25 protein-coding genes and 1 riboswitch are annotated in these 26,057 nt (G+C 67.2%); of the genes, 15 read left to right on the forward strand and 10 right to left on the reverse strand.

Annotated features, from left to right (window positions below; genetic code table 11):
- Positions 1-9 precede the first annotated feature (9 nt).
- From ACZYX4_RS06500 to ACZYX4_RS06515, 4 genes are all read right to left on the reverse strand, one after another.
- Complete coding sequence (locus tag ACZYX4_RS06500; protein WP_463874626.1) at positions 10-1,113, reverse strand: substrate-binding domain-containing protein; 1,104 nt, start codon at positions 1,111-1,113, stop codon at positions 10-12.
- Positions 1,114-1,188: 75 nt separating this feature from the next.
- Positions 1,189-2,457 (reverse strand): multiple monosaccharide ABC transporter permease, encoded by a 1,269-nt coding sequence (mmsB, locus tag ACZYX4_RS06505; protein WP_463874628.1) that lies wholly within the window; start codon positions 2,455-2,457, stop codon positions 1,189-1,191.
- Positions 2,458-2,506: 49 nt separating this feature from the next.
- Entirely contained in the window at positions 2,507-4,063 is a 1,557-nt protein-coding gene (mmsA, locus tag ACZYX4_RS06510) for a multiple monosaccharide ABC transporter ATP-binding protein (RefSeq protein WP_463874629.1), read from the reverse strand.
- A gap of 130 nt (positions 4,064-4,193) precedes the next feature.
- Entirely contained in the window at positions 4,194-5,384 is a 1,191-nt protein-coding gene (locus ACZYX4_RS06515) for an ROK family transcriptional regulator (RefSeq protein ID WP_463874630.1), read from the reverse strand.
- Positions 5,385-5,638: 254 nt separating this feature from the next.
- Between ACZYX4_RS06515 and ACZYX4_RS06520 the strand changes: the two genes are divergently transcribed.
- The gene (locus ACZYX4_RS06520; RefSeq protein ID WP_463874632.1) at positions 5,639-6,442 is read left to right on the forward strand and encodes a nitrilase-related carbon-nitrogen hydrolase; all 804 of its coding nucleotides are present in this window, start codon (positions 5,639-5,641) and stop codon (positions 6,440-6,442) included.
- Here the strand turns inward: ACZYX4_RS06520 and ACZYX4_RS06525 are convergent.
- Positions 6,421-8,145: a PucR family transcriptional regulator gene (locus ACZYX4_RS06525; protein WP_463874633.1), complete on the reverse strand. Its 1,725-nt coding sequence runs from the start codon at positions 8,143-8,145 to the stop codon at positions 6,421-6,423. The two genes, ACZYX4_RS06520 and ACZYX4_RS06525, sit on opposite strands and share 22 nt — an antisense overlap.
- A gap of 112 nt (positions 8,146-8,257) precedes the next feature.
- Here ACZYX4_RS06525 and ACZYX4_RS06530 point away from each other — a divergent pair, with 112 nt between their 5' ends.
- Positions 8,258-9,799, forward strand: a complete 1,542-nt coding sequence (locus tag ACZYX4_RS06530) for an amino acid permease (RefSeq protein ID WP_463874635.1) — start codon at positions 8,258-8,260, stop codon at positions 9,797-9,799.
- Positions 9,796-11,499, forward strand: coding sequence for a flavin monoamine oxidase family protein (locus ACZYX4_RS06535; protein ID WP_463874637.1), 1,704 nt, complete (start codon positions 9,796-9,798; stop codon positions 11,497-11,499). Before ACZYX4_RS06530 ends, ACZYX4_RS06535 begins: the two co-directional genes overlap by 4 nt.
- Before the next feature lie 14 nt (positions 11,500-11,513).
- On the opposite strand, the gene ACZYX4_RS06540 is transcribed toward ACZYX4_RS06535, so the two are convergent.
- Positions 11,514-12,032, reverse strand: coding sequence for a gamma carbonic anhydrase family protein (locus ACZYX4_RS06540; RefSeq protein ID WP_463874639.1), 519 nt, complete (start codon positions 12,030-12,032; stop codon positions 11,514-11,516).
- Between the two features lie 160 nt (positions 12,033-12,192).
- On the opposite strand from ACZYX4_RS06540, the gene ACZYX4_RS06545 reads away from it, so the two are divergent.
- Positions 12,193-12,711, forward strand: coding sequence for a DUF2231 domain-containing protein (locus tag ACZYX4_RS06545; protein ID WP_463874641.1), 519 nt, complete (start codon positions 12,193-12,195; stop codon positions 12,709-12,711).
- Positions 12,712-12,793: 82 nt separating this feature from the next.
- Here the strand turns inward: ACZYX4_RS06545 and ACZYX4_RS06550 are convergent, their stop codons facing one another.
- On the reverse strand, positions 12,794-13,222 hold the full coding sequence (locus ACZYX4_RS06550) for a class I SAM-dependent methyltransferase (protein ID WP_463874643.1): 429 nt from the start codon (positions 13,220-13,222) through the stop codon (positions 12,794-12,796).
- A gap of 41 nt (positions 13,223-13,263) precedes the next feature.
- Complete coding sequence (purU, locus tag ACZYX4_RS06555; RefSeq protein WP_463874645.1) at positions 13,264-14,124, reverse strand: formyltetrahydrofolate deformylase; 861 nt, start codon at positions 14,122-14,124, stop codon at positions 13,264-13,266.
- Between the two features lie 62 nt (positions 14,125-14,186).
- Positions 14,187-14,272: riboswitch (ZMP/ZTP riboswitch) on the forward strand.
- 170 nt (positions 14,273-14,442) lie between these two features.
- On the opposite strand from purU, the gene glyA reads away from it, so the two are divergent.
- From glyA to ACZYX4_RS06610, 11 genes are all read left to right on the forward strand, one after another.
- On the forward strand, positions 14,443-15,744 hold the full coding sequence (glyA, locus tag ACZYX4_RS06560; RefSeq protein WP_463874647.1) for a serine hydroxymethyltransferase: 1,302 nt from the start codon (positions 14,443-14,445) through the stop codon (positions 15,742-15,744).
- A 3-nt stretch (positions 15,745-15,747) separates the two neighbouring features.
- Positions 15,748-16,680 carry a bifunctional methylenetetrahydrofolate dehydrogenase/methenyltetrahydrofolate cyclohydrolase gene (locus tag ACZYX4_RS06565; protein ID WP_463874648.1) on the forward strand — a complete coding sequence of 311 codons (933 nt, stop codon included), beginning with the start codon at positions 15,748-15,750 and terminating at the stop codon, positions 16,678-16,680.
- A gap of 222 nt (positions 16,681-16,902) precedes the next feature.
- Positions 16,903-17,853, forward strand: coding sequence for an ABC transporter ATP-binding protein (locus ACZYX4_RS06570; RefSeq protein WP_463874651.1), 951 nt, complete (start codon positions 16,903-16,905; stop codon positions 17,851-17,853).
- Positions 17,854-17,887: 34 nt separating this feature from the next.
- Positions 17,888-18,751 (forward strand): ABC transporter permease, encoded by an 864-nt coding sequence (locus ACZYX4_RS06575; protein WP_463874820.1) that lies wholly within the window; start codon positions 17,888-17,890, stop codon positions 18,749-18,751.
- Complete coding sequence (locus ACZYX4_RS06580; RefSeq protein ID WP_463874652.1) at positions 18,748-19,581, forward strand: ABC transporter permease; 834 nt, start codon at positions 18,748-18,750, stop codon at positions 19,579-19,581. Before ACZYX4_RS06575 ends, ACZYX4_RS06580 begins: the two co-directional genes overlap by 4 nt.
- 20 nt (positions 19,582-19,601) lie before the next feature.
- On the forward strand, positions 19,602-19,994 hold the full coding sequence (locus ACZYX4_RS06585) for a VOC family protein (protein ID WP_463874653.1): 393 nt from the start codon (positions 19,602-19,604) through the stop codon (positions 19,992-19,994).
- Between the two features lie 88 nt (positions 19,995-20,082).
- Entirely contained in the window at positions 20,083-20,655 is a 573-nt protein-coding gene (locus tag ACZYX4_RS06590; RefSeq protein ID WP_463874655.1) for a hypothetical protein, read from the forward strand.
- A 10-nt stretch (positions 20,656-20,665) separates the two neighbouring features.
- A complete protein-coding gene (locus ACZYX4_RS06595) occupies positions 20,666-21,499 on the forward strand; it encodes an exodeoxyribonuclease III (protein WP_463874656.1) in 834 nt (277 codons plus the stop codon).
- A 17-nt stretch (positions 21,500-21,516) separates the two neighbouring features.
- On the forward strand, positions 21,517-22,659 hold the full coding sequence (gene trpS, locus ACZYX4_RS06600; protein WP_463874658.1) for a tryptophan--tRNA ligase: 1,143 nt from the start codon (positions 21,517-21,519) through the stop codon (positions 22,657-22,659).
- Between the two features lie 4 nt (positions 22,660-22,663).
- Positions 22,664-23,341, forward strand: coding sequence for a 2'-5' RNA ligase family protein (locus tag ACZYX4_RS06605; RefSeq protein WP_463874659.1), 678 nt, complete (start codon positions 22,664-22,666; stop codon positions 23,339-23,341).
- Positions 23,342-23,435: 94 nt separating this feature from the next.
- Positions 23,436-24,452 (forward strand): YihY/virulence factor BrkB family protein, encoded by a 1,017-nt coding sequence (locus ACZYX4_RS06610; RefSeq protein WP_463874821.1) that lies wholly within the window; start codon positions 23,436-23,438, stop codon positions 24,450-24,452.
- Here ACZYX4_RS06610 and ACZYX4_RS06615 read toward each other — a convergent pair.
- Together ACZYX4_RS06615 and ACZYX4_RS06620 are read right to left on the reverse strand one after the other, a co-directional pair.
- Positions 24,409-25,179, reverse strand: coding sequence for an alpha/beta hydrolase family protein (locus ACZYX4_RS06615; RefSeq protein ID WP_463874660.1), 771 nt, complete (start codon positions 25,177-25,179; stop codon positions 24,409-24,411). The two genes, ACZYX4_RS06610 and ACZYX4_RS06615, sit on opposite strands and share 44 nt — an antisense overlap.
- A 95-nt stretch (positions 25,180-25,274) precedes the next feature.
- Positions 25,275-26,057 (reverse strand): succinate dehydrogenase iron-sulfur subunit, encoded by a 783-nt coding sequence (locus ACZYX4_RS06620; RefSeq protein WP_463874662.1) that lies wholly within the window; start codon positions 26,055-26,057, stop codon positions 25,275-25,277.

A 26,057-nucleotide genomic window follows, 5' to 3' on the forward strand; every position in this document is an offset into this window, starting at 1 on the left:
TGAAATGAATTACTGCTTGGTGATCGGTCCGAGCACCGGATCGTTGACGTAGGCCGTGTAGACGTTCTCCTGCGTCACGATGACCGGCACCAGCAGGTACGACGGAACTACCTTCACCGTGTTGTTGTAGGACTCGTCATCGTTGATCTCAGGCGTCTTGCCGGCCTGGAGATCCTTGACCATGGTGATTGCGTGCTCCACGAGCTTGCTGGTGTCCTTGTTGATCGTGGAGTACTGCTCCCCGGCCATGATGGACTTCACGGACTGAACTTCGGAGTCCTGGCCGGTGACGACCGGAATCGGCTTGCCGGCAGCCTTGACCGAGGTGATGATCGCGCGGGCCAGCGTGTCATTCGGGGACAGCACACCGTCGAGTGTGGCAGTGCCGTAGGTCCCGGCGAGCAGGGTGTCCATGCGGCGCTGGGCGTTCTCTGCCTTCCAGCCCTGGGTGACGGCCTGCTCAAAGGTCGTCTGGCCGGACAGCACCTTGAGGGTGCCGTCGTCCATCTTCGGCTTCAGGACGCTCATGGCGCCGTCGAAGAAGACCCTCGCGTTGGCGTCATCCGGGGAACCGGCGAAGAGCTCGATGTTGTACGGGCCGTCCGGCTTCTTGGCCTTCATTCCCTCCAGCAGCGCCTGGCCCTGGAGTTCACCGACCTTGAAGTTGTCGTAGGCCACGTAGTAGTCCACGTTGGCGGTGTTCAGGAGCAGACGGTCATACGCGATGACCGTGGCGCCGGATTCCTTGGCCTGCTGGAGTTGGGTACCCAGCTGCGCACCGTCGATGGCACCGACGATGATGACCTTGGCGCCCTTGGTGATCATGGCGCTGATCTGGTTCTGCTGTTCCGAAACGCCGCCATTGGCGAACTGCACGTCCGGCTGGAATCCGGCAGCCCTGAGGCCGTCATTGAAAAGCGTCTCCGCCTGGACCCAGTTTTCGGACGTCTTCTGGGGGAGCGCGACGCCGATCAGGGAGTCTTTCGGGAACGCTTCCCCGCCGGTGGTGGAACCGCCGGAGGTCCCGGTGTCGGTGCGGCCGCAGGCTGTCAGCGCCAGTGCCGCGATAGCAGCTATTGCTGCTGCCTTTCCTGCTTTACCAATCAGTCGCATTGCTGGGTTCACTTTCTTTAGATGGTGTGTGGAATCTCGGTGAAATGAGCGCGGGGGAACGGATCAGGGACCGAATCAGGCGCCCCTGGAGATGACTTCTTTGGTGGAGGTGGTCTCGTCGGGTTTCAGCTCGCTGCTGCGGCCGAAGTTCTTGAACATCAGGCCGATGATGGATTTCTTGCCCTGGGACTTGTTGTAGACATCGAAGGCGACGGCAATCAGGAGCACGAGGCCCTTGATGATCTGGGTCAGGTCGGCGCCGACGCCGAGCAGCTGCAGGCCGTTGTTCAGCACGGCCATCACCAGGCCACCGACGATCGAGCCGATCACGGTGCCGACGCCGCCGGTCACCGCGGCGCCGCCGATGAACACGGCCGCGATGGCGTCCAGTTCCCAGCCAACGCCGTCGAACGGGCCCGACGCGGTGGAACGGCCGACGAAGATCATGCCGGCGAGGCCGGCCAGGACGGACATGTTCATCATTACCAGGAAGTTGACCTTCTTGGACTGCACGCCGGAGAGCTCGGCGGCGTGCCGGTTGCCGCCGACCGCGTAGACGTGGCGGCCGATGACGGTCTTGGAGGAGATGAATCCGTAGATGATCACGAGCGCTGCCAGGATCAGGCCCGGGATCGGGAAGGACGTCCCCGGCCGGCCGGTGGCGAACAGGTACGTCGCGTAGAGGATGGCGCCGCAGATCAGGACCAGCTTGACGATGCTGACCCAGGCTTCCGGCACCTCGGCGCCGAGGGCTTTGGCGTTGCGGCGGGAGCGGATCTCGCTGAAGACCACGAAGGCGACGGCGAGCAGGCCCAGCAGCAGGGTGAGGTTGTTGTAGCCGGTGTCCGGCCCGATCTCGGGCAGGTAGCCGGAGCCGATCTTCTGGAAGTCGGCGGGCACGGGGATGGTGTTGGACTTGCCGACGTACTGGTTCGCGCCGCGGAAGATCAGCATGCCGGCCAGCGTGACGATGAACGCCGGGATGCCGACATAGGCGACCCAGAACCCCTGCCAGGCGCCGATCAGCACGCCCAGCAGCAGCCCCATCAGGATTCCGAGGTACCAGGGGATGCCCCAGTCCCGGATGAAGAGGGCCACGCAGACGCCCACGAACGCCGCAACCGAGCCCACGGAGAGGTCGATGTGGCCGGCAATGATCACCAGGACCATGCCAATGGCAAGGATCAGGATGTAGGAGTTGCCGTTGAAAAGGTTGATGACGTTGCCCGGGGTGAGGGTCCGGCCATTGGTTGCAACCTGGAAGAAGATGATCAGGGCCACCAAGGCGAAGATCATGCCGAATTGGCGGGTGTTGCCGCCAAAGAGCTTCTTGAGCGCGTTCATTGTTTCAGTCCTTGTTTCCATCAGTGTTCGGAGCAGTTGGCCACAGCGGTCAGGCAGTCTTGCGGGCCGAAGTCATGAGTTTCATGAGGGTTTCCTGGCTGGCTTCGTCCTTGTTGAGCACGCCGGTAATGGCGCCTTCAAAGATGGTGTAGATGCGGTCCGAGAGGCCCAGCAGTTCGGGCAGCTCCGAGGAAATCACGATGACGCCCTTCCCCTGGTTGGCCAGCTGCTGGATGATGCCGTAGATCTCATACTTGGCACCGACGTCGATCCCGCGGGTGGGCTCGTCCAGGATCAGCAGCTCAGGGTCGGTGAACATCCACTTCGCGAGCACCACCTTTTGTTGGTTGCCGCCGGAGAGTTTGGCCACGCCCTCCTCCACCGACGGGGCCTTGGTGCGCAGGGACTTACGGTACTGCTCGGCGACGGTGAAGACCTTGTTGGCGTCAATCACGTTGTGTTTGCTGACCTTGCGCAGGTTCGCCGAGACGGTGGTGGCTTTGATGTCATCCAGCAGGTTCAGCCCCAGGGACTTGCGGTCCTCGGTGACGTAGCCCAGCCCGGCGTCGATGGCCTGCTTGACGCTCTTAAGTTCGATCTCCTTGCCGTGCAGGTAGATCTGTCCGGAGAGGAACCGGCCGTAGGACCGGCCGAAGACGGAGCGGGCGAGCTCGGTGCGCCCGGCGCCCATCAGCCCGGCGAAGCCGACGATTTCGCCCTGGCGGACGAAGAAGTTGGAGTTCTTGCAGACCATGCGGTCCTGGACCTGCGGGTGGCCCACGTTCCAGTTCTTGACCTCGAAGAAAACCTCGCCGATCTTCGGCTCGTGGTCCGGGAAGCGGGATTCCAGGGTCCGGCCCACCATGCCCTTGATGATGCGGTCCTCGTCGACGCCGTCGGCCTTGACGTTCAGCGTCTCGATCGATTTGCCGTCGCGGATGATGGTGATGGAGTCCGCGATCTGCTCGATCTCGTTCAGCTTGTGGGAAATGATGATGGACGTGATGCCGCGGCCCTTAAGGCCGAGCATAAGGTCCAGCAGGTGCTGGGAGTCGGATTCGTTGAGGGCGGCCGTGGGCTCGTCGAGGATAAGCAGTTTCACCGACTTGTTCAGGGCCTTGGCGATTTCGACGAGCTGCTGCTTGCCGACGCCGATTTCCTTGATCGGGGTCTCCGGTTCCTCGCGGAGCCCGACCCGTGCCAGCAGCTCGGTGGAGCGGACCCGGGCCTCGGCCCAGTCGATCACCCCGTGCTTGGTGGGTTCGTTGCCCAGGAAGATGTTCTCCATGATGGACAGCTCGGGGATCAGTGCCAGCTCCTGGTGGATGATCACGATGCCGGCGTGCTCGCTGGCCCGGATGTCCTTGAACTGCTGGACTTCGCTCTGGTAGACGATGTCGCCGTCGTAGCTGCCAAAGGGGTAAACCCCGGAGAGCACCTTCATGAGAGTGGACTTTCCGGCGCCGTTCTCGCCGCAGATCGCGTGGATTTCGCCGGCCTTTACCCGCAGGTTCACCTCGGACAAGGCTTTAACCCCGGGGAACTCTTTGGTGATGGAGCGCATCTCGAGAATTACCGGATCGCTGTGCGTGTTGAGGGACGCCATCTGCCCTTACGCCTCCAATGCATGACTTCGTTGTCCGCCCCCGCAAACCGCAGGGTCGTCTGATGAAAAAGTAAACTGGATCACAGGCCTTGTCGTCAAGTCTTTAACGCAACGGCCCGGTAACGAAAGCTCAGCCGCGTTGGATTCCGGCGTGCTGGAAGACCAAAGCGGTCGCGCCCAGGGCTTCGGCACGGTCCCCCAGGGAGGACATCGTGAGCGTCGTCGTCTCGCCGATGACCGGGACGGCGTGCCGGACCAGGCCCCGCCGGATCGGGTCCAGCAGCAGCCCGCCGAGTCCTGCCAGGGGGCCGCCCACCACAATCACTTCGGGGTTGATCAGGTTGGCCACATTGCCCAGGGCGCGGCCGACGGCGAGTCCGGCATCGTCCACGACGCGCAGGGTCGCAGGGTCCCGGGCGAGGGCCTTGCGGACGATGTCCTCCGGGGTGAGCGGCTTGTCCTCGCCGCGGCCCAGGAGCTCGATCATGGTGGTGGTCGAGGCGATGGTTTCCAGGCAGCCGCGGTTGCCGCAGCGGCAGACCAGCCCGTGCTCATGGATGGTCGCGTGGCCGATTTCGCCGGTGATACCCACGTTGCCGTAGTAGGGCATCCCGTTCAGGATCAGCCCCGCGCCGATGCCGGAGCCGATCTTCAGGAACATCAGGTTGTTGATGCCGGTGTGGGGCCCCCAGGTCACCTCCGACAGGGCGCCGAGGTTGGCGTCGTTGTCGAGGAAAACCGGGAGATCCAGTGCCTCCTCGAGGCGTTGCAGGATGTTGATGCCCACCCATTCGGGCAGGATGGCGCCTTGCGCCACCGTTCCCGTGCGGCGGTCGATGGGCCCCGGGATGCCAACGCCGGCGCCCACGACCGCGCTGCGTTCCACGCCGCTGCTGGCCAGGAGCCGGTCCAGCAGTCCGACGGCGGCACTGATGCCCTCCTCGGCGTGGTGGCCCAGGGGGAGCAGGATCGAATCCTCGGCGATGACGTGGTAGCTCAGGGAGGCGAGGACGACACGCAGGTGCCGGCGGCCGAAGTCGATGCCGACGGCGACGGCCCCGTTGCTGTTGAGCCGGACGTTCAGGGCCCGCCGGCCGGAGCTGGTGATTGGTTCGGTGGAGGCCAGCCCGGAGTCCTGCATGATCTTGACGATGTTCGAGACTGTGGCGGTGGAGAGGCCGGTCTGCCGTGCCAGTTCCGCCTGCGTGGACGGTCCGGCGAGAAGGCATTCAATGATCCGCTGTTGGTTCAGATGCCGGAGTGCGGATTGTGATCCCGGGTTTTTGGTTCGGCTCCTCGTTGAGCGCGTTGATGAGGGCATGCAATGAAGGGTGCCCCATCCGCGCGTTGTAGTCAAGAAGTTAACGCATGATCGGTCTGGAAGTCGGCCGGCATGGCGGGTGCGCGGCCCGGGGGCCATATCTTTCGGGGCATCCGCCGGGGCCGGCGGGGCATAGCGCCCTGCTTCCGCCGACGCCGGGTGGAAATGCACCGGGACGGCGATGCTGCCGCGTCGCTAGGCTGGAGGAGCGAGAGTCCGCCGCCAGGGCGGACCCTAAGGATGCTGAGGTGGTAATGGTGCTACTGGCCCTGATGCAGGAGAACGCCACCGTGCTGGACGTTGACGCCAATTGCGCTGCGGTGGATGCCGCCGCCGGCAAGGCTGCCGCGGCCGGCGCCCGGCTGCTCCTCACCCCGGAGCTTTTCCCGGTGGGGTATGCGCCGCTGCGGGTGCGGGCGGAGCTTGACCCGGCGGTGCTGCCCTCCCTCCGGCGAGCCCTGGCAGACGTGGCCCGCAGGAACGGCATTGCGCTGGTCTACAGCCTCCCCGCCGTCACCGCAGCGGGGGAGTGGCAGATCACGGCCACCCTCGTCGACAAGAACGGCCACGAGCTCCTCAGCTACGCCAAGGTCCACCTCTTCGGGCCGGAGGAGCGCCAGGCATTTGTCCCCGCCGCGGCCAGCCCCGGCGTCGTGGACTTCCACGGGGTCAGGACCTCACTGGTGATCTGCTACGACGTGGAGTTTCCGGAGGCCGTCCGCGCCGCGGCGGTGCGCGGCGCTGAACTGCTGCTGGTACCGACGGCCCTCGCGGCGGGATTCGACGCCGTACCGCAGGTGCTGATCAGGGCGCGGGCACTGGAGAACCACCTGACCGTGGCCTACGCCAACCACTCCGGGACCGAGGACGGCTGCGACTTCCTGGGCGGCAGCGTCATTGCGGCCCCGGACGGACGGCTCCTGGCCGCGGCCGGAACCGGGGCCGAACTGCTGTTCGCCGAGCTGCCCGAGCCGGTGCCGGTGCCGGACGAGGCTGGGCACGAAGTAGCGTACCTGGATGATCGCCGGCCGGAGATCTACCGCTCCTGGGGCAGCTGACCGGTACTGGAATCCGCCGCGGCCGTGGCCGCCGGCATCCCGGGCAGCTGGTCCGTGTACTGCAGGGCAATCCAGAGCTCCGCCCGGGACTGCGCCCGGTTGAGATCCAGCTCCAGCAGCTCCGCGAGCATTCCGATCTGCCGGCGGACGCTGTTGCGGTGCAGGCCGGTGGTTTTGGCCGTGGCATCCCAGCTGCCGTTCTCGCCGAGCCAGGCGCTGAGGATGCCGAGCAGGGCGTCCCGCCGCTCCGGGGCCAGCGCCAGCACGGGAGCCAGGAGGCGGGCAGCCAGCATGGCGCCCGCCTCCTTGCCGAGCAGCCCGGCCACGGACCACGTCACCTCATCAACCCGGACACTGCGTCCCGTGGTCCTGACGCGGCCGCGAAGGGACCAGGCCCGCCGGTAGGCCGCCGCCAGTCCGGAGAGCTCGCTGGCGCTCCCGATCACCAGCCGCCAGCCCAGCCGTTCCACACCAGCCAGCAGGGCGTCGTCGACCTTCAGCCGGGTGATCGCGGCAAAGCCGTAGTCGGTGGTCTCCACCAGCTTGGTGTCAAACATCCGGCGCCACTCCAGAAGCTCCCGCACGGGACTGTCGCGGGAGTGGCCGGCACGGTCCGGGGCGGCGGGCGTCCCGGCCTCCTCCGGGCGAATGCCCAGGACCACGCGCAGCTGCCCGGACCGGGTGGAGGCGACGCTCTGCGCCAGCAGGTCCTTGAGTCCGTTGAGGTGGCGGGTGCCTCCCGAGACCAGGCTGTCCGGATGCAGCAGCAGCGCGGTCGCCAGCTGGCTGGGGGCCAGCGATCCGCTGGTGCGCTGGCGCACCAGCAGTTCCAGCAACCCGACGGCGGTGGAGACAACGCTGTTCTGGGCCGGGGTCAGCGGGGCGTCGGCGCCCACGACCAGGGCGCCCAGGTTGGCGTCCCGGGTGCTGCGCAGGGGATACCCGAAGACCAGCGCCGAACCTGCCGTGCCGAACGAGTCCAGCTCCACGCGCGGGCCGCTTCCGGAGAGCAGCCTCGCCAGGAGCGGCTGCAGCGTTGCCGCGTCCACGCCCGGCATGGCCGCGGCTCCCGCTGCGCCCGCGGTTCCGCGGGCACGCACCCGCCCGTCGGCGCCCACGAAGACCGCCCAGACCGGAACCCGCTGCACGAGGGCGGCCAGGAGTTCGTGTTCCGGCCGTGCCGACAGCACTGCCCGCATGAGCTGCCGGTTCGTGTCCGCGAGCTGCCGGAACGTCGTGGCGTTCTCCGATTCCAGCAGTTGCGAGAATTCCAGGCCGATGGCCGCGAAGGGAACGGTCTTCGGGACGGCCACGAGGGTCAGGTTGTGCCGTCGGCAGGCCCGCACCACAGCGTCAGGCACCGCGTCGAAGTACGGTTCCAGGCCGACGCCCAGGGCAGAGACGCGCGCTCCGACCAGCCGCTGGACATAGGCGTCCACGAGATCCTCCCCGCCGCCCCCGCCCAGGAACGGGAGGCCGGCGGTGAGCAGGAACTCGCCGTCGAGCAGGTACGGGGTGGGATCCTCCAGCTCGCTCGGCTCCACCCAGCGCACCCGCTCCGCCCCGTTGCCGCCGTTGTGAAGCACCAACAGCTCCGGCGGCAGCTGGCGCAGGAACTGCGCCAGGGTGACGAAACCCAGCCGCTCGGCGTCGTCAGCAGCCACGGCTGCAACAGGGGGCCGGGGCCGGGGGCTGCGGTGCATTAAGTCTCATGGTTGAAGACTATAGGTCATTTTGCACAACCGTGAGAGCTGGCTCACAAGCCTAGGCTGGACGCCGGGGAAAAGACCACTACTGAAGATAGGGACGTCAACGATGACTGCGCCAACTCTTATTGGAGAACGGCCACCGGCCACCACGGGCCGTCCAGGACTGACCGCGCAGCTGCTTCGCCGCAAGCCGATCGGACAGCTCGTCAGCGAAGCCAACACCGGCCACGGCGGTACTCGGCTGGTCCGCAGCTTCGGTGTGCTGCAGCTGACGATGATCAGCGTCGGCGCCACCCTCGGCACCGGCATCCTGGTGATCCTGGGCGAATCCGTGCCGCTGGCGGGTCCGGCAATCTGGATCGCCTTCGCGATCGCCGGAATCGCCGCGCTGCTCTCTGCGATCTCGTACGCCGAAATGGCCGGGATGGTGCCGGCGGCAGGATCGAGCTACTCCTACACGTACGCGACCATGGGCGAAGGCATGGCCTGGATCTGCGGCTGGTGCCTGGTGCTGGAATACGCCGTCTCCGTTGCCGCCGTCGCGGTCGGGGCCGGCCAATACGTCAACGAAGCCCTCGCCGTTTTCGGCCTGGCGCTGCCGGACGCCATCTCGCAGCCGCCCGGAGCCGGCGGAATACTCAACGCGCCGGCGATCGTGATTGTGGTCCTGGCCACGGCCCTGCTGGTCCGCGGCGCCAAGGAAAGCGCCTGGATCAACACCGCCATTGTGGTGGTCAAGGTGGGCATCCTGCTGTTCTTCTGCGCCGTGGCCTTCACCGCTTTCACCGCAGCACACTTCGAACCGCTGATGCCGATGGGCGCCGCCGGCGTCTCCGCCGCGGCCTCCCGGGTGTTCTTCTCCTACATCGGGTTCGACGCAGCCTCCACGGCCGGCGAGGAGGCCCGCAACCCGAAGCGCGACCTGCCCCGGGCCATCCTGCTCTCCATGGTGATCGTCACCACCATCTACGTGCTGGTCGCGGTCGCAGCGATCGGCGCGCGGCCCTGGGGCTGGTTCGACGGCACCGAGGCGGCCCTCGTGAAGATCCTGGAAGAGACGACCGGGCAGCCCTGGATTGCGCTGCTGTTCGCCGTCGGGGCCGTGCTGGCCATCGCCAGCATCGTGCTGACGGTCCTCTACGGCCAGACCCGCATCCTGCTCTCGATGGCACGGGACGGCATGGTCCCCAAAATTTTCGGCCGTGTCTCGCCCCGTACCGGCACCCCCGTTGCCGGGACCCTGATGGTGGGCTCTGCCGTGGCCCTCACCGCGGGCCTCATCCCGCTCGGAGCACTGGCGGACGCCACCAGCATCGGCACCCTCTTCGCCTTCGCGCTGGTCAACGTCGCCGTCATCTACCTGCGGCGCCACCGGCCCGAACTTCCGCGCAGCTTCCGCGTCCCGCTGTTTCCGCTGACCCCCATCCTCGGCGCCGCCATGTGCGGCTACCTCATGCTCAACCTGGGCGCCGACACCTGGGTGGTCTTTGGACTGTGGATGCTGGTGGGCGTGGCCGTCTACTTCGGCTACGGCCGGCGGCACTCCCGGGTAGCGGCGCTCAGCCACGAGGAATACCGTGAACTATCCGGCGCAGCCCCCTCCGCCACCATGACCACGCCCGAACCGATGAAAGCACACCACTCATGACGACCGCCACAGAACTCCCGGCCCCCCGGCCAACAACGCCCGGCGCGGGCGGCCAGGCCCCCATCACCATGCTGAATCCCGACTTCCCGTTCAGCTACGACCACTACCTGGCCCATCCGGACGGCCTGGGCGCCATCCCGGCCGGGCTTCACGGAACCGAAGTCGCCGTCGTCGGAGCCGGGCTTTCCGGGCTGGTGGCGGCCTACGAGCTGATGAAACTGGGCCTGCGCCCGGTCCTCTACGAGGCGGACCAGATCGGCGGCCGGCTGCGGACCGCGAGCTTCCCCTCCGCCGCCGGCGTCGTCGCCGACCTCGGCGGGATGCGCTTCCCGGTGTCGGGCAAGGCCTTCTACCACTACGTCGAGCTGCTCGGACTGGAAACCCAGGAGTTCCCCAACCCGCTGGCGGCGGCGACGTCCAGCACTGTGATCGAGCTCGCCGGGCAGAAGCACTACGCCCGCACCCCGGCGGACCTTCCGCCGTTCTTCCGGGAAGTCGCGGAGGCCTGGAAGGCCGCCGTCAACGACGGCGCCAAGTTCGCCGAGATGCAGGACGCCATCCGCGCCCGGGACACCGCCCGGATCAAGGAGCTGTGGAACGCGCTGCTGCCCCTGTTGGATGAACAGACCTTCTACGGTTTCATCGCCGGCAGCGACTCGTTCAAGCAGGCCGGGTTCGCCCACCGCGAGGCGTTCGGCCAGGTGGGCTTCGGCACGGGTGGCTGGGACACGGACTTCCCCAACTCCATCCTCGAGATCCTGCGCGTTGTCTACACCGACGCAGACGACGCGCACCGGCTCATTGCCGGCGGTGCGCAACGGCTCCCGGAGGCGCTCTGGCAGCACGCGCCGTCGGGCATGGTCCACTGGCCGGAGGGAACATCGCTGGCATCGCTGCACGCCGGTGCCCCGCGGGGCGCCGTGGACAGGATCGCTCGGGACGCCGGCGGCGACTTCCGCATCCGGGAACGGTGGGGCCGCGAGGCCGCCTATCCGGCCGTCATCACCACCTGCCAGTCCTGGCTGTTGTCGACGCGGATCCACACCGAGGAAACCTTGTTTCCGGCAGGACTGTGGACTGCGATCGAACGCTCGCACTACATGCAGTCCTCCAAGACCTTTGTGATGGTCGACCGGCCCTTCTGGAAGGACATCGATCCGGCGACGGGGCACGAGGTCATGTCCATGACGCTGACAGACCGGCTGAACCGTGCCACCTACCTGCTGGACAACGGGCCCGAGAAGCCCGCGGTGATCCTGCTCTCCTACACCTGGAACGATGACGCACTGAAATGGTTGGCCCTGGATGCAGACCAGCGGGTCGAGCTCATGCTGCACTCGCTCGAGCAGATCTATCCGGGCGTGGACATCGCCAGCCACATCGTGGGCCAGCCCATCACCGTCTCGTGGGAAGCGGACCCCAACTTCATGGGGGCCTTCAAAGCCAACCTGCCGGGGCACTATCGCTACCAGCAGCGCCTCTTCAGCCACTTCAAGCAGGACACGCTCCCGGCGGGGCAGCGCGGGATCTTCCTGGCCGGCGACGACGTGTCGTTCACCGCAGGGTGGGCCGAGGGTGCGGTGACCACCGGACTGAACGCGGTCTGGGGCGTCGTGAACCACCTGGGCGGGTCATCGGCCGCCGGGAACCCGGGCCCGGGCGATCTGCTGGACGAACTGGGCCCGATCTCGCTGGACTGAGTTTCCCAGCGTGCTCAGCCGTGCAGTTCGCGGTGCGCCCGGGCCAGTTCCTGGTAGTGCGCCGCGTTCTGCTGCACGCCCGCGAACTCCTCGTCGGTGAGTGCGCGGCGGACCTTGGCCGGCACCCCGGCGACCAGCGAGCGGGGCGGGACCACGGTGCCTTCGAGCACGACGGCGCCCGCGGCCACAAGCGAGCCGGCGCCGATCACGGCGCCGTTGAGGATGGTGGCGCTCATGCCGATCAGACAGTCGTCCTCGACCGTGCAGCCGTGCACAACGGCACTGTGGCCGACGCTGACCCGGGCGCCGACCGTGCAGGGGAAGTCCGGGTCGGCGTGCAGCACCACGTTGTCCTGCAGGTTGCTGCCGGCGCCCACGGTGATCGCGGCGGTGTCAGCCCGGACGGAGACGCCGTAGAAGGCGCTGGAGTTCTCGGCGAGCGTTGCCTTGCCGATCACCGAGGCGCTCGGTGCGATGAAGGCGGATTCGTGGACGGCCGGGGTGTCCCCGGCGAAAGCGTAAATGGGAGCCATGCCTCCAGCCTAGGACACACCCCCAGCCCGTTGCGCTATCACTTGTGGTGGTTCTCAGGGCTGAGAGCAACCACAAGTGATAGGTCAACGGGGGTTGAATGGGGGCGGGGGCTGAGTATGATCGGGGCCATCAACGGCTCTTTCCGGGAGGTGGTCCGTGGTGACTGAAAGCGGGATGTTCCGACGAATGATGCGGCGGCTCGAGGAGTCGGACCGCCTCGACCCGGCCGTCCGGGTGGCGGAGCCGCTCGCGGGCAAGTTGGTGGCCAACCCCCGGCTGCGCCGCTTTTTCCGGGGCGACGCCACCGGCATCCCGCCGCACGTGATCGCCACCGACGTGCCTTTCGGGGCCTGGTTCATGGCGATTTTCCTGGACCTTTTTCCGGACGAGGGAACCCGGCGGGCAGCCGCCCGGCTGGTGGGCCTCGGCGTCGTCGCGGCCGGTCCCACCGGAATCAGCGGCTGGGCCGAATGGGCCCGGGCGGGCCGCGCCACCCGGCGCGTCGGCGTCGTCCACGCTGCGGTGAACGGCACAGCGACGCTGATCTTCCTGGCCTCGTGGGCGGCACGGTCGCGCGGACGCCACGGACTGGGCGTGCGGCTGGCCCGGCTGGGCGGCGTTGTGCTGATCGTCGGAGGGTTCCTGGGCGGCTATCTGCGCAGCGTGCCCCGCCACTGAGCCCGCGCACCGCCGTTGAGCTGTCAGTTGGAGTCACTCTGAGCGCTGGGAACGGCGGGAAGTGATAGCGCAACGGGTGTTTTCAGGCGGGGGAGCGGAGCACCGTGAAGCCCGCTCCCTGTATGGAGAGGTCGGGTGTGGGAGGGGCCTGTTCGGGGAGGACGACGGCGATCGGCGCGCCGGGCGCGGCCACCCGCCCCAGTTCCCGGACGACGTCGTCCCATGCCTCCGGGGGCAGCCCCGAGAGGGCCTCCACCGCCCACACCGACGGGAACACCGAGTCGGCAAAGGGCAGGGAGCCGGCCGCCGCGACCGAGGCTTCCAGGCCCCGGGCCCGCGCCGCGTGGATGTTCTCCTCGGACGGGTCGACGCCGGTGAAGTGGATGCCGGCCTGGACAAAACGCAGCCCGTCCGTGCCCTGGCCACAGTCCAGGCCCAGGACACCCCTGCGGCCCTCCGCCTTGAGCAGGGCCACGAAATCGGTCAGCGGGTCTTCCGGGGAAAGTGCCATACCCCTATTCAATGTCTGCGGTCAGCTGAAAACAACCGGGCTCAGTTGAAAACAACCGTCCGGTTCCCGTCGAGCAGGACCCGGTGCTCGGCATGCCACTGCACGGCCCTGGCCAGCGTGCGGCCCTCCACGTCGCGGCCCAGCTGGACGAACTGCTCGGCCGTGCGGCGGTGGTCCACCCGGATGACTTCCTGTTCGATGATCGGCCCCTCGTCCAGGGCCGCCGTCACGTAGTGCGCGGTGGCGCCAATGAGCTTCACGCCCCGGGCGTGCGCCTGGTGGTATGGCTTGGCGCCCTTGAAGGACGGCAGGAAGGAATGGTGGATGTTGATGGCCTTGCCCGTCAGCTGCCGGCACAGGTCATCGGAGATGATCTGCATGTAGCGGGCAAGGACCGTGAGCTCGATGTCATGCTCGGCCATCAGCGCCCGCAGCTGATCCTCGGCCTGGACCTTGGTGTCCGGGGTGACCGGGATGTGGTGGAAGGGGATGCCGTAGAACTCGGCCAGGCCCGCGAGGTCCGTGTGGTTGGACACGATGGCCGGGATCTCGATGGGCAGGGTGCCGGAGCGCTGCAGGAACAGCAGGTCATTGAGGCAGTGCGCTGACGTGCTGGCCATCAACAGGGTGCGGACCTTCCGGCCGGCGTGGTTGAGGCTCCACTGCATGCCGAAGGCCTGGGCCACGGGCTCCAGGGTGGCCTGAAGCTCCGGCTGGGAGGCCGCCGTCGTGGCCTCGACGCGCATAAAAAAAGTGCCGGTGCTCTGGCTGCCGTACTGCTGCGAGTCCGTAATATTGCAGCCCGCGACGAGCAGGGCGCCCGCGACGGCGTGCACGATGCCGGGGCGGTCCGGGCAGGAGAGGGTCAGGATATAGGAAGCAGTCAGCTGGTCGTCAGTCACGAAAGACAAGCCTACCCGCGGTCAACGGGGGGCTGGGTCCGGGCCGCCGGTCTGGGGTAGTCTGGAAGGGTCGCAACTGGCGTTGGGTGGCTAACCACCAGGGAGCGGCACTCACGAAGACCACGGATCGTACGCCTGGGCCGAGGGTCATGTTTTTCCGGTAGGCAGCACCCCGCTGCCGGCCCGCATCGGCACCCTACTGTGGGTGCCGGCCCCTTGCTGCGTCCCCGTTCACCGGGGCCGTAATCTGGAGGCGCCGCCGCGGGCCAGCCGGTAACCTGACCTTTAGCAGTGCCCGTGCCTAGCCAGGAGTTCCCCGTGACCACCTCCCTTAGCCTTTCTTCAGCCGCCGTGAGCAACCAGCCGCTGGCCGACCTTGACCCCGAAATCGCCGCAGTCCTGGCCCAGGAGCTTGGCCGCCAGCGCGGCACCCTGGAAATGATCGCCTCCGAGAACTTCGCCCCCCGCGCTGTGATGGAAGCCCAGGGCTCGGTCCTGACCAACAAGTACGCCGAGGGTTACCCCGGCCGCCGCTACTACGGCGGCTGCGAGTACGTCGACATCGCCGAGCAGCTCGCGATCGACCGGGTCAAGGAGCTTTTCGGCGCCGAATACGCCAACGTCCAGCCGCACTCCGGCGCCCAGGCCAACGCCGCGGCGCTGTCCGCGATGATCACCCCGGGGGACAAGATCCTGGGCCTGTCCCTGGCCCACGGCGGCCACCTGACCCACGGCATGAAGCTCAATTTCTCCGGCAAGCTCTATGAGGTCGCCGCGTACCAGGTCGAGGAAGACAACTTCCGCATCGACATGGACAAGCTCCGTGCGCAGGCCATCGCCGAGAAACCCAAGGTGATCATCGCCGGCTGGTCCGCCTACCCGCGCCACCTCGACTTCGCTGCCTTCCGCTCGATCGCCGACGAGGTTGGCGCCCTGCTCTGGACCGACATGGCGCACTTCGCCGGCCTCGTGGCCGCCGGACTGCACCCGAGCCCGGTCCCGCACTCCGACGTCGTCACCTCCACCGTGCACAAGACCCTCGCAGGGCCCCGCTCCGGCGTGATCCTGGCCAAGCAGGAGTGGGCCAAGAAGATCAACTCCAACGTCTTCCCGGGCCAGCAGGGCGGACCGCTGATGCACGTGATCGCCGCCAAGGCCGTCGCGTTCAAGATCGCCGGCACGGAAGAATTCAAGGAGCGCCAGGAGCGCGTCCTCGAGGGGGCCCGGATCATCGCTGACCGCCTCAACCAGTCCGACGTGTCCGACGCCGGCGTCTCCGTCCTGACCGGCGGCACCGATGTGCACCTGGTCCTGGTGGACCTGCGCAACTCCCAGCTCGACGGCCAGCAGGCCGAAGACCTCCTGCACTCGGTCGGTATCACGGTCAACCGCAACGCCGTGCCGTTCGACCCGCGCCCGCCGATGGTCACCTCCGGCCTGCGCATCGGCACCCCGGCCCTGGCCACCCGCGGTTTCGGCGCCGAGGAATTCACGGAGGTCGCCGAGATCATCGCGACCGCGCTGAAGGCCGGTGCCGCCACCGACCTTGAGGCGCTCCAGTCCCGCGTGGACAAGCTCGCCGCCGACTTCCCGCTGTACCCGCAGCACGAGCAGTGGTAGGCCATGACTTCTGCAGAGACTGCACCAACGGCTGAAACCGCGAAGATCCTCGACGGCAGGGCCACCGCCGCGACAATCAAGGCCGAACTGACCGGACGCGTGGCCGCGCTCAAGACCCGCGGGATCATCCCGGGCCTGGGCACCGTCCTGGTCGGCTCCGACCCGGGCAGCACCTGGTACGTCGGCGGCAAGCACAAGGACTGCGCCGAGGTGGGCATCACGTCCATCCGCCGCGACCTGCCGGAGGAGACCACCCAGGAGGAGTTGCTGGCTGTGGTCCGGGAGCTCAACGAGAACCCGGAATGCACCGGCTACATCGTCCAGCTCCCGCTGCCGGCGCACATCGACCAGGACGTCATCCTGGAGGCCATGGACCCCGACAAGGACGCTGACGGCCTGCACCCGATGAACCTGGGCCGGCTCGTGGCCAACGTCAGCGGGCCCATGAAATCCCCGCTGCCGTGCACCCCCAAGGGCTGCGTGGAGCTGCTCACCCGGCACGGCATCAACCTCAACGGCAAGCGCGTCCTGGTGGTGGGCCGCGGGGTCACGATCGGCCGCCCGGTAGGGCTGCTGCTGACCCGCAAGGACGTCAACGCCACGGTCATCCTCGCCCACACCGGCACGGTGGACCTGCCCGCCGAACTCCGGCAGGCCGACGTCGTGATCGCCGCGGCCGGCCAGCCGCACATGATCAAGGCCGGGGACCTCAAGCCGGGCGCCATCGTGCTCGACGTCGGCGTCAGCCGCGTCGATGACGGCTCGGGCAAAGCGGTGGTCACCGGTGACGTGGACCCCGCAGCGGCCGGCGTCGCCGCCTGGCTCTCCCCGAACCCCGGCGGAGTGGGCCCGATGACCCGCGCCATGCTGCTGGCCAATGTGGTGGAAACCGCCGAACGCCACCTGGCAGAGACCGGCTCTTCCGGCACCGCCTGAGTCACTCCCGCGCCTGAGTCTCTCCCGGCGCCCGGGGTGCCCCTCCCTCCGGAGGTGGCGCCCCGGGCCGTTTAAGCCCCGGACACTCCGGAACGGCCGGCGCCCGGATTTTTTACGAAAAGACTCTTTCATAGTTCGGCGGGATCCACTACCGTGATTCGGGTGCCTGAACTAGTCTCAAGAGAATCCACAGCCAAGGAAGCCTCCCAAAAGGACGCACAATTGAGCAGCCCCGCCGAAACCGGCCCGCCGCAGTATGTGATCACTGCAGAGAACCTGACGAAGCGCTACGGCGATGTCACCGCCGTCGACGGTATCTCCTTCTCCGTGCCCGCCGGTGAGGCCTTTGGCCTGCTGGGCCCCAACGGCGCCGGCAAGTCCACCACCATGAAAATGATCGGCGGGGTGTCGCAGCGGACCTCCGGGAGCCTGAGCATCATGGGCCTGGACCCGGACCAGAACGGGCCGGAGGTCCGCGCGCACCTGGGCGTCGTCCCGCAGCAGGACAACCTCGACGAGGAACTCAAGGTCCGCGACAACCTCCTGGTCTACGGGCGCTACTTCGGGCTGCCCATGAGCTACCTCAGGCCCAAGGCCGACGAACTGCTGGAGTTCGCGCAGCTCACGGACAAGGCCAAATCCAAGGTTGACGCGCTCTCCGGCGGCATGAAGCGCCGCCTCACGATCGCGCGCTCCCTCATCAACGAACCGCGGATCCTGCTCCTGGACGAACCCACCACCGGGCTGGACCCGCAGGCCCGGCATATCCTCTGGGACCGGCTGTTCCGGCTCAAGGAGCAGGGCGTCACCCTGATCCTCACCACCCACTACATGGACGAGGCCGAGCAGCTCTGTGACCGCCTGATCGTGGTGGACAAGGGCAGAATTATGGCCGAGGGCTCACCCGCCAGCCTGATCCGCGAGTACTCCACCCGGGAGGTCCTCGAGCTGCGCTTCGGCTCGGAACGCAACGCCACCGTCGGGGCCGAACTCGAAGGCATCGGCGAACGGCTGGAAACCCTGCCGGACCGCGTCCTGATCTACGCCCACGACGGCGAGGCCGCCCTCGAAGAGGTGTCCGCCCGCGGACTGCGCCCGGTGACCTCGCTGGTGCGCCGGTCCTCGCTCGAGGACGTCTTCCTGCGCCTGACCGGCAGGAGCCTCGTTGACTAGGAAAGCCGGACTGCCCGGCAAGGCGGCCGCGGCCGTGCCCGGCCCTGCGGCCGGGGCAGGAATCGCCCGGACAGCAGCACTGCGCGCCCACTCGCCGGCTGTCTCTGCGGCCCGGGCCCGAAAATGGGGTGCCTTCTACTACGCCGAGCAGGTTCTCCGCGTGATGAAGGGCTACGGCTGGACCATCGTGATGTACGGCGTCGGGCAGCCGGTCGCCTATCTCTTCGCGATGGGCGTGGGCCTCGCCACACTCGTGGACACCAACAGCACGGCGGCATTCGGCGGGGTCAGCTACCTCGTGTTCATCGCTCCGGCCCTGCTGATTTCGGCCGCCGTTATGACGGCCGCGAACGAATTCACCTTCCCGGTGATGGACGGTTTCAAGTGGCGCCGGGTCTACTACGGCCCGCACGCCTCGCCGCTGACGCCCCAGCAGATCGCGCTCGGGCAGATCATCGCCGTCACGGTGCGCTTCGGCCTGCAGTCGGCCATCTACTTCGGCGTGGTGGCACTGTTCGGGGCGTCCCCAAGCCCCTGGGGCTGGGTGTCGATCCTGGTCGCCACCCTCGCCGGGCTGTCCTTCGGGCTGCCGCTGATGGCCTACGCCGCCTCGATCAGGGAGGACAAGGGCCAGTTCGCCATGGTGATGCGCTTCATCGTGATGCCATTGTTCCTGTTTTCCGGCACCTTCTTCCCGCTGGACACCCTGCCGCTGACCGTGCGCTGGATCGGCTGGATCTCACCGATCTGGCACGGCACCGAGCTGGGCCGGGTCTTCAGTTACGGCTACCAGGAGCCCCCGCTGCTGACTATCGCACACTTCGTCTTCCTGCTGGTCCTCACGGTGGTGGGCTGGGTCCTGACCAAACGCCAGTTCATCAAAAGGATGGCCGGATGAGCGCCGTCACCACCAGCCACAGCGCCACCGAGGCCGCCCGCAACCGGAAGTTCGGGCCGCTGTACTCCCGCAACGTCCGCGCCGTCGTCGCCCGGGGGCTGATGGCCACCAAGAGCAGCAACTGGATGGTGATGCTCTCCGGCTTCTTCGAGCCCGTGCTGTACCTGATCGCGATGGGTGTCGGCCTGGGCGCCATTGTCGGCCCGGTCCAGGGGCCCGGCGGCGGGGAGATCTCCTACGCCGCCTACATCGCCCCGGCGCTGCTGGCCGTGTCCGCGATGAACGGCGCGGTCTACGACTCGACCTGGAACGTGTTCTTCAAGATGAACTTCGCCAAGCTGTACCAGGGCATGCTCTACACGTCCCTGGGCCCGCTCGACGTCGCCATGGGGGAGATTTTCCTGGCCCTGCTGCGGGGCCTGATGTACGCGACGGGGTTCACCGCGGTCATGGGGGTGATGGGGCTGATCACAACGCCGTGGGCCATCCTGATGATCCCGGCCGCGGTGCTCATCGCCTTCGGCTTCGCGAGTTTCGGCATGGGCATCACCAGTTTCATGAAGACGTTCCAGCAGATGGACTGGATCAACTTCGTGATGCTGCCGATGTTCCTGTTCAGCGCCACCTTCTACCCGCTCAGCGTCTACCCGCAGTCCATCCAGTGGCTCATCCAGGCCATGCCGCTGTGGCACGGCGTGGAATTGCTCCGGCAGATCAGCGTGGGCATCTTCACCCCGGCGACGGCGGTGCACATCGGCTACTACCTCGGAATGATCGCCTGCGGCGTGCTGCTCACCACCGGCCGGCTGCGCCGGCTGTTCCTCAAGTAACGATTCGGAAAGGGAGAACCATGGTCGGCAAATGGCAGGCCCTCGTCATCGACTGCGAGGATACGGATACCCTGGCGGGCTTCTATGAGGAACTCCTCGGCATGGTCCGCGTCCAGGACGACGACGACTTCATCTCGATCGGCGACGCCGCCGACCGCCCGGGCGTGGCCTTCCAGCGCGTGGAGCGGCTGGTCCGGCCGCGGTGGCCGGACGCTGACCACCCGCAGCAGATGCACGTGGACGTGCTGGTCGAAGACCTCGACGCCGCCGAGGCGGAGGTGCGCCGGCTCGGCGCCACCAGCCTGAAGGCCGGCACGGAGACCTTCCGCGTCTACACCGACCCCAGCGGCCACCCGTTCTGCCTCGTACTGTCCTCAGGCTCCGTACTGTCCTCAAGCTCCGTGCTCCCATAGCGGCCACCGCACGGGGAGTCCCCGGGTTCCCGTTCGCCCCGGGTGGAAGGTGACCCGGGGCGATGCCAGGGTTTGCGATAATGGGCTCATGCAATCTCTGGGCAACTCCGAGTCTTCCAAGCCGTCCGCGTACAACACCGCCACTGGCAAGTTCTCCATGTTCCGCATCAGCGGACCCGGGATGATGGTGTTCATCATCGCCTTCGTCGTCGCGGTCATCTTTGCTGCGAACCAGAACGACGTCGTCGGCTGGATCGTGGCGATCATCGCCGGCTTCTGGCTCGCTCTGGCATCCTTCGTGGTCTTCAGCATCCAGAAGGCAGCCAGGAAGGCCGGGGCCAGGCTCACCGAAGCGCAGAACGCCTTTAACGCAGCCGCCGGCCGGGCGCCGTCGTCGGGCAGCGTTGACCACGGCGGCACGCGCCCCGTGCCGGTCCGCCGCGGAGCCAACGAGGTCCGGGACCTGAAACTCGACCACTCGTTCAAGATTGTCCAGGTGCAGGTCCGCGTCGTCGAGCAGGAGCGGGCGAAGGGTGCAGCCTCGGACCAGGACACGATCCACCGGGCGCTTGAGACCATCGAGATCACGGCCACCAACGCCCGGGACATGATCAAGTCCTCCGGCACTGACGAACCTGTCGCCGGAACCATTGTCGACTAGAGTGGATCGGGTGAGTTCGGCATTGAAGAAGGACAACCTTCGCATCGCATCGGTCAACGTCAATGGCCTTCGTGCCGCGTACAAGAAGGGCATGGCGGAATGGCTTGAGCCCCGCGAAGTGGACATCCTCTGCCTGCAGGAAGTCCGCGCGCCTGACGCGATCGTCCACGAGCTGCTCGGGGCGGGCTGGTACATCCTGCACGCGGAGGCCGAAGCCAAGGGCCGCGCCGGCGTCGCCATCGCCTCCCGGACCGAACCCCTGCAGACCCGGGTGGGGATCGGGGACGACTACTTCGCCACCGCAGGCCGCTGGGTCGAAGCCGACTACATGGTCCGCAACGCGGAGGGGGAAGCCTCGCAGCTGACCGTCGTCAGCGCCTACGTGCACTCCGGCGAGGCCGGCACCCCGAAACAGGACGACAAGTTCCGTTTCCTCGACGTGATGCTCCGCCGGCTTCCCGAGCTCGGCAAACACAGCGACCACGCCCTCGTGGTGGGCGACCTCAACGTCGGGCACACGGAACTGGACATCAGGAACTGGAAGGGCAACGTCAAACGCGCCGGCTTCCTCCCGGCGGAGCGGGCGTACTTCGACCGGTTCTTTGGCGGGGATATCGGCTGGAAGGATGTTCACAGGGGCCTGGCGGGTAACGTCGACGGCCCCTACACCTGGTGGTCGCAACGGGGACAGGCCTTCGACAACGACACCGGCTGGCGCATTGATTACCACATGGCCACGCCCGCTCTCGCTGCTGCCGCAGTGTCAGCCGTTGTTGACCGGGCACCGTCCTGGGACACACGCTTCTCCGACCACGCCCCGCTGGTAGTGGACTACCGGCTCTAGTCTTAAGGCTCACACGCATGACTTCTCCTTCCACAGTGACCCCGGTCAACGACGCTGCCGCCGAAACCGCCACTGCTACTGCCGCCGCTGTCTCTGTCTCTGCCATTCCCGCCGTCTCCACCTCTGCTGTCCCCCTGGGGGTCCGGCAGCGCATCCTCTCGGGCATGCAGCCCTCGGCGGACTCCCTGCATCTGGGCAACTACCTCGGCGCCCTGGTGAACTGGGTCCGGATGCAGGATGAGTTTGACGCCATCTTCTTCATCCCGGACCTGCACGCGATCACTGTTCCGCAGGATCCGGCCGAACTGGCCCACCGCACCCGGGTCACCGCCGCGCAATATATTGCCGGCGGCGTGGACGTGGACAAGTGCACCCTCTTTGTCCAGTCCCAGGTGCCCGAGCACGCCCAGCTGGCCTGGGTCCTGAACTGCATCACCGGCTTCGGCGAGGCCTCACGGATGACCCAGTTCAAGGACAAGGCCTCACGGCACGGCTCGGACCGGGCCAGCGTTGGCCTGTTCACCTACCCGGTCCTGCAGGCCGCGGACATTCTCCTCTACCAGCCGCACGGTGTGCCGGTGGGGGAGGACCAGCGCCAGCACGTGGAGCTCAGCCGTGACCTGGCCCAGCGGTTCAACTCCCGCTTCGGTGAGACCTTCAATGTTCCGGCGCCTTTTATCCAGAAGGAATCGGCGAAAATCTATGATCTGCAGAATCCCACCGCCAAGATGTCCAAGTCGGCGGAATCGCCGGCGGGGCTGATCAACCTCCTGGACGATCCCAAGGTCATCGCCAAGCGGATCAAATCCGCGGTGACGGACGCGGAGACGGAGATCCGCTTCGACCGCGAGGCCAAGCCCGGGGTCTCCAACCTCCTGACCATCTACTCCGCGATCACCGGGCAGAGTGTGGAGTCCCTCGTCGCCGCCTATCAGGGCAAAATGTATGGCCACCTCAAGGTCGACCTCGCCGAGGTCGTGGCGGAGCGCCTGACCCCCATCCGGGAGCGGGCCAACGCCCTGCTGGATGACCCCGCGGAGCTTGACCGGCTGCTGGCGCTTGGCGCCGACAAGGCCCGCGAGATCGCCTCGGTCACCCTGCGCGACGTTTACTCCAAGGTGGGGTTCCTGCCCTACGCCGGAACCCAGGGAGTCCGCTAGCGCAATGTCCTCCGTCAGCAAAGTCACCGCTAACGAGCCGGCACGCACCACGGCCCGCACCACGGCGTGTGCCGGCAGCAGCACGGCTCACGAGATCCACGACGCCGAGGGCAACGGACAGCGCAGCGAAGGTATCAGTATCGGAGTGATCCTGGGGTTCCCGACGGAGATCGCCGAGGAGCTCCAGCGCTGGCGGGCGTCCTTCGGTGACCCCATGGCGGGTGTTATCCCCGCCCACATCACGCTGGTGACCACCACCGTGACCCAGGACTGGGAGGCGACGTACAACCATGTGCGGAACGTTGCGAGCAGGCAGGAGCCGTTCAACGTGACGATCTCCGGGACCGGATCCTTCCGGCCGGTGTCTCCCGTGGTCTTCCTCAACGTCGAGGGCGGCTTCGGGGACTGCGTCAGCCTGCACCAGCAGCTGCAGGCCGGCCCGCTGGAGCGGGAACTGCCGTTTGCGTACCATCCGCACGTCACCGTCGCCCACGACGTCGCACCCGAAAGCCTGGACGAGGCCGAATCGGCGCTCAAGGATTACAGGGCCACGTTCCCGGTGGCTAGCATGGGACTTTACGAGCACGATGACAACGGCATTTGGCAGCTACGGGAAGAGCTTGATTTTGGGACCGAACCTGACAACGACCGAGGCGAGGGCGGTGCCGCAGGCGCCCGCTGAGCCGCCCCTTCCCACCGATCTGGCCGGGCTGAAACTGGAAGTCATCCGGAAAAGGGTCGACTGGGGCAAGGCCCGACGCTCCGGCGGCGGGGGCATGGGCTCGCTGCTGGCGATGGTGCCGTGGCTGCTGGCCCGGCTCAACACACTCCGGCCGCTGCGGGTGTTCCAGCACTACGGGCGCCAGCACGGCCCGCTGATGAGTGCCGGCATCGGGTTCAGGATGTTTTTCTCCATCACGGGCCTGCTGGCCACCGGGCTCTCTCTGGCCGGCCTCTTCCTGAGCGGACAGCCCGCGCTGCTGGACCAGATCATCAGGAGCGCGGCCATCACCGCACCAGGCCTCCTGCAGGTCGACGGCAGCGAGGGGCTGGTTGATCCGTACGCGCTGCTGAACCCCTCCAGCCTGGGCTGGGCCGCTGTAATCGCCGCCGCGGTGACAGTGTTTACGTCCCTGGGCTGGATCCGCGGCGTCCGCGATGGCGTGCGGGGCATGATGCAGCTCGGCCCGCGCGTCGTGAATCCGGTCCTGCTGACCCTGCGCGACGTCGGCACCCTGCTCCTGCTCGGGGTGGCCCTGGTGATCAGCGCCGCAGCCTCGCTGGTGTTTGGCACGGCGGCGGACTGGGTGGCCGGGCAGCTGGACCTCGATCCGGTGCTGGCCTGGCCCCTCACGACCTCCGTGACGGTCCTCGTTCCGCTGCTGCTCGGCTGGGGTACCGCCGTGATCATGTTCCGGGTGGCCGCGGGGCTCAAGCCGGCCCGGCGCTCACTGCTGGAAGGGACCCTCTTTGCGGCGGCGGGCACCACCGTGCTGCAGATCTTCAGCACCCAGCTGCTGGCCAGCGCGGGCAGGAACCCCATCCTGGCGCCCTTCGCCATCATCATCGGCCTGCTGATCTGGTTCAACCTGGTCAGCCAGGTCTACCTGGTCTGCGCCTCGTGGGTGGCGATCCGGGAGCAGGACCTCAGGCTGGCGCCATCCGGCAAAAAGACCGGGTGGGGCGCCCGCCGGGTCCAGCCGGGCAAGACTCCCGTGGAGTCCGCGGAGAGCCCCCGCCCGGCCGTGGCTACGCGGTGGCGTCGAGGTACTGGTCGGCCCAGGCTGAAATAATCCCCGCGGCGCGGGCCGCCTGGCCCTTGGCCGTCAACAGGTGATCGCTGCCCTCCAGCGACACGAAGCTGCGTGGATGCCGTGCGGTCTGGAAAATGGTGCTGGCGTTCTCGATGCCGACCGTGTTGTCGGTGGGGGAGTGGAGCACCAGCAGCGGCTTTCCGAGCCGCCGGATGCAGTCCGTCAGATCGGCGTTCTCCAGGTCCTCCACGAAGTGCCGGCGGATCTCCACCCGTTTGCCGCCCAGGTCCACCTCGGCGCTGCCCTCGCTGAGGATACGGTCCAGGGCGGCGTCAAAGACGTGGGCCACATGACCGGGTGAGAACGGCGCGCCCACGGTGGCGACGGCGTCGAGCTCCGGGATCGACCGTGCGGCCGCCAGGACGGCGGCGCCGCCAAAGGAGTGGCCCACGAGCAGCGAGACCGGCCGGCCGGTTCCACGCATGAACTCGGCGGCCTTCACGGTGTCCGCCACCTTGTGGCTGAAGGAGCCCTCCGACCACAGGCCGGCGGATTCGCCGAGGCCAAGGTTGTCGAAGCGGAGCATGCCCACCCCGTTGTCCGCCAGCGCCTTGCACATCCGCGAGGCCGAGGGGCTGTCCTTGCCCAGCGTGAAGCCGTGCGAGAACACGCCCCAGCCTTTCACCGGCACCTCAGGGACATCGATGATGCCGGAGAGGATCTCGCCGGTGGAACCTTCGAAGGAGACTTTTTCGGAGCGGGACATGCGGGACCTTTCGTTCGGGCGGACGACGGCGGCGCCCCCACCTGAAAGGTGAGAGGCGCCGTCGTTGTGCTTCTTGGGTTCTGGCGGGCCAGCTGCTAGATCTTGCGGGACAGGATGGCCTGCTTGACCTCTGCGATCGCCTGCGTGACCTGGATGCCGCGGGGGCATGCCTCGGTGCAGTTGAAGGTGGTGCGGCAGCGCCACACGCCTTCCTTGTCGTTGAGGATCTCCAGGCGCATGTCGCCGGCATCATCACGGGAATCGAAGATGAAGCGGTGCGCGTTGACGATCGCCGCCGGGCCGAAGTACTGGCCGTCGGTCCAGAACACCGGGCAGGACGAGGTGCACGCGGCGCAGAGAATGCACTTGGTGGTGTCGTCGAACCGTTCACGGTCCTCGGCGGACTGCAGGCGTTCCTTCGTGGGCTCGTGGCCGCGGTTGATCAGGAACGGCATGACCTCGCGGAAGGACTGGAAGAACGGCTCCATGTCCACGATCAGGTCCTTCTCCACGGGAAGGCCCTTGATCGGCTCGACCGTGATGGGCTTGGACGTGTCCAGGTCCTTCAGCAGGGTCTTGCAGGCGAGGCGGTTGCGGCCGTTGATGCGCATGGCATCGGAACCACAGACGCCGTGCGCACAGGAACGGCGGAAGGAGACGCTGCCGTCGATTTCCCACTTGACCTTGTGCAGGGCGTCGAGGACGCGGTCGGTGCCGTACATGGTGACGTTGAAGTCATCCCAGGTGGACTCGTCGGAGACCTCCGGGTTGTAGCGGCGCACGCGCAGGTGGACGTCGAACGACGGGATGTCCCCGCCGCCACCGATGTGGGCGGGCAGTTCAATCTTGGAGGCTGGCTCAGCGAGTTCAGCGGTCAT

The sequence above is a fragment of the Pseudarthrobacter leeuwenhoeki genome, assembly GCF_055412885.1.

Bases quoted from the DNA above. Each gene is read 5' to 3' on its own strand.
- ACZYX4_RS06500 (WP_463874626.1), bottom strand. From the start codon at position 1,113: ATGCGACTGATTGGTAAAGCAGGAAAGGCAGCAGCAATAGCTGCTATC.
- mmsB (WP_463874628.1), bottom strand. From the start codon at position 2,457: ATGAACGCGCTCAAGAAGCTCTTTGGCGGCAACACCCGCCAATTCGGC.
- mmsA (WP_463874629.1), bottom strand. From the start codon at position 4,063: ATGGCGTCCCTCAACACGCACAGCGATCCGGTAATTCTCGAGATGCGC.
- ACZYX4_RS06515 (WP_463874630.1), bottom strand. From the start codon at position 5,384: ATGCCCTCATCAACGCGCTCAACGAGGAGCCGAACCAAAAACCCGGGA.
- ACZYX4_RS06520 (WP_463874632.1), top strand. From the start codon at position 5,639: ATGGTGCTACTGGCCCTGATGCAGGAGAACGCCACCGTGCTGGACGTT.
- ACZYX4_RS06525 (WP_463874633.1), bottom strand. From the start codon at position 8,145: ATGCACCGCAGCCCCCGGCCCCGGCCCCCTGTTGCAGCCGTGGCTGCT.
- ACZYX4_RS06530 (WP_463874635.1), top strand. From the start codon at position 8,258: ATGACTGCGCCAACTCTTATTGGAGAACGGCCACCGGCCACCACGGGC.
- ACZYX4_RS06535 (WP_463874637.1), top strand. From the start codon at position 9,796: ATGACGACCGCCACAGAACTCCCGGCCCCCCGGCCAACAACGCCCGGC.
- ACZYX4_RS06540 (WP_463874639.1), bottom strand. From the start codon at position 12,032: ATGGCTCCCATTTACGCTTTCGCCGGGGACACCCCGGCCGTCCACGAA.
- ACZYX4_RS06550 (WP_463874643.1), bottom strand. From the start codon at position 13,222: ATGGCACTTTCCCCGGAAGACCCGCTGACCGATTTCGTGGCCCTGCTC.
- ACZYX4_RS06565 (WP_463874648.1), top strand. From the start codon at position 15,748: ATGACTTCTGCAGAGACTGCACCAACGGCTGAAACCGCGAAGATCCTC.
- ACZYX4_RS06580 (WP_463874652.1), top strand. From the start codon at position 18,748: ATGAGCGCCGTCACCACCAGCCACAGCGCCACCGAGGCCGCCCGCAAC.
- ACZYX4_RS06585 (WP_463874653.1), top strand. From the start codon at position 19,602: ATGGTCGGCAAATGGCAGGCCCTCGTCATCGACTGCGAGGATACGGAT.
- ACZYX4_RS06590 (WP_463874655.1), top strand. From the start codon at position 20,083: ATGCAATCTCTGGGCAACTCCGAGTCTTCCAAGCCGTCCGCGTACAAC.
- trpS (WP_463874658.1), top strand. From the start codon at position 21,517: ATGACTTCTCCTTCCACAGTGACCCCGGTCAACGACGCTGCCGCCGAA.
- ACZYX4_RS06605 (WP_463874659.1), top strand. From the start codon at position 22,664: ATGTCCTCCGTCAGCAAAGTCACCGCTAACGAGCCGGCACGCACCACG.
- ACZYX4_RS06610 (WP_463874821.1), top strand. From the start codon at position 23,436: ATGGGCTCGCTGCTGGCGATGGTGCCGTGGCTGCTGGCCCGGCTCAAC.
- ACZYX4_RS06615 (WP_463874660.1), bottom strand. From the start codon at position 25,179: ATGTCCCGCTCCGAAAAAGTCTCCTTCGAAGGTTCCACCGGCGAGATC.
- ACZYX4_RS06620 (WP_463874662.1), bottom strand. From the start codon at position 26,057: ATGACCGCTGAACTCGCTGAGCCAGCCTCCAAGATTGAACTGCCCGCC.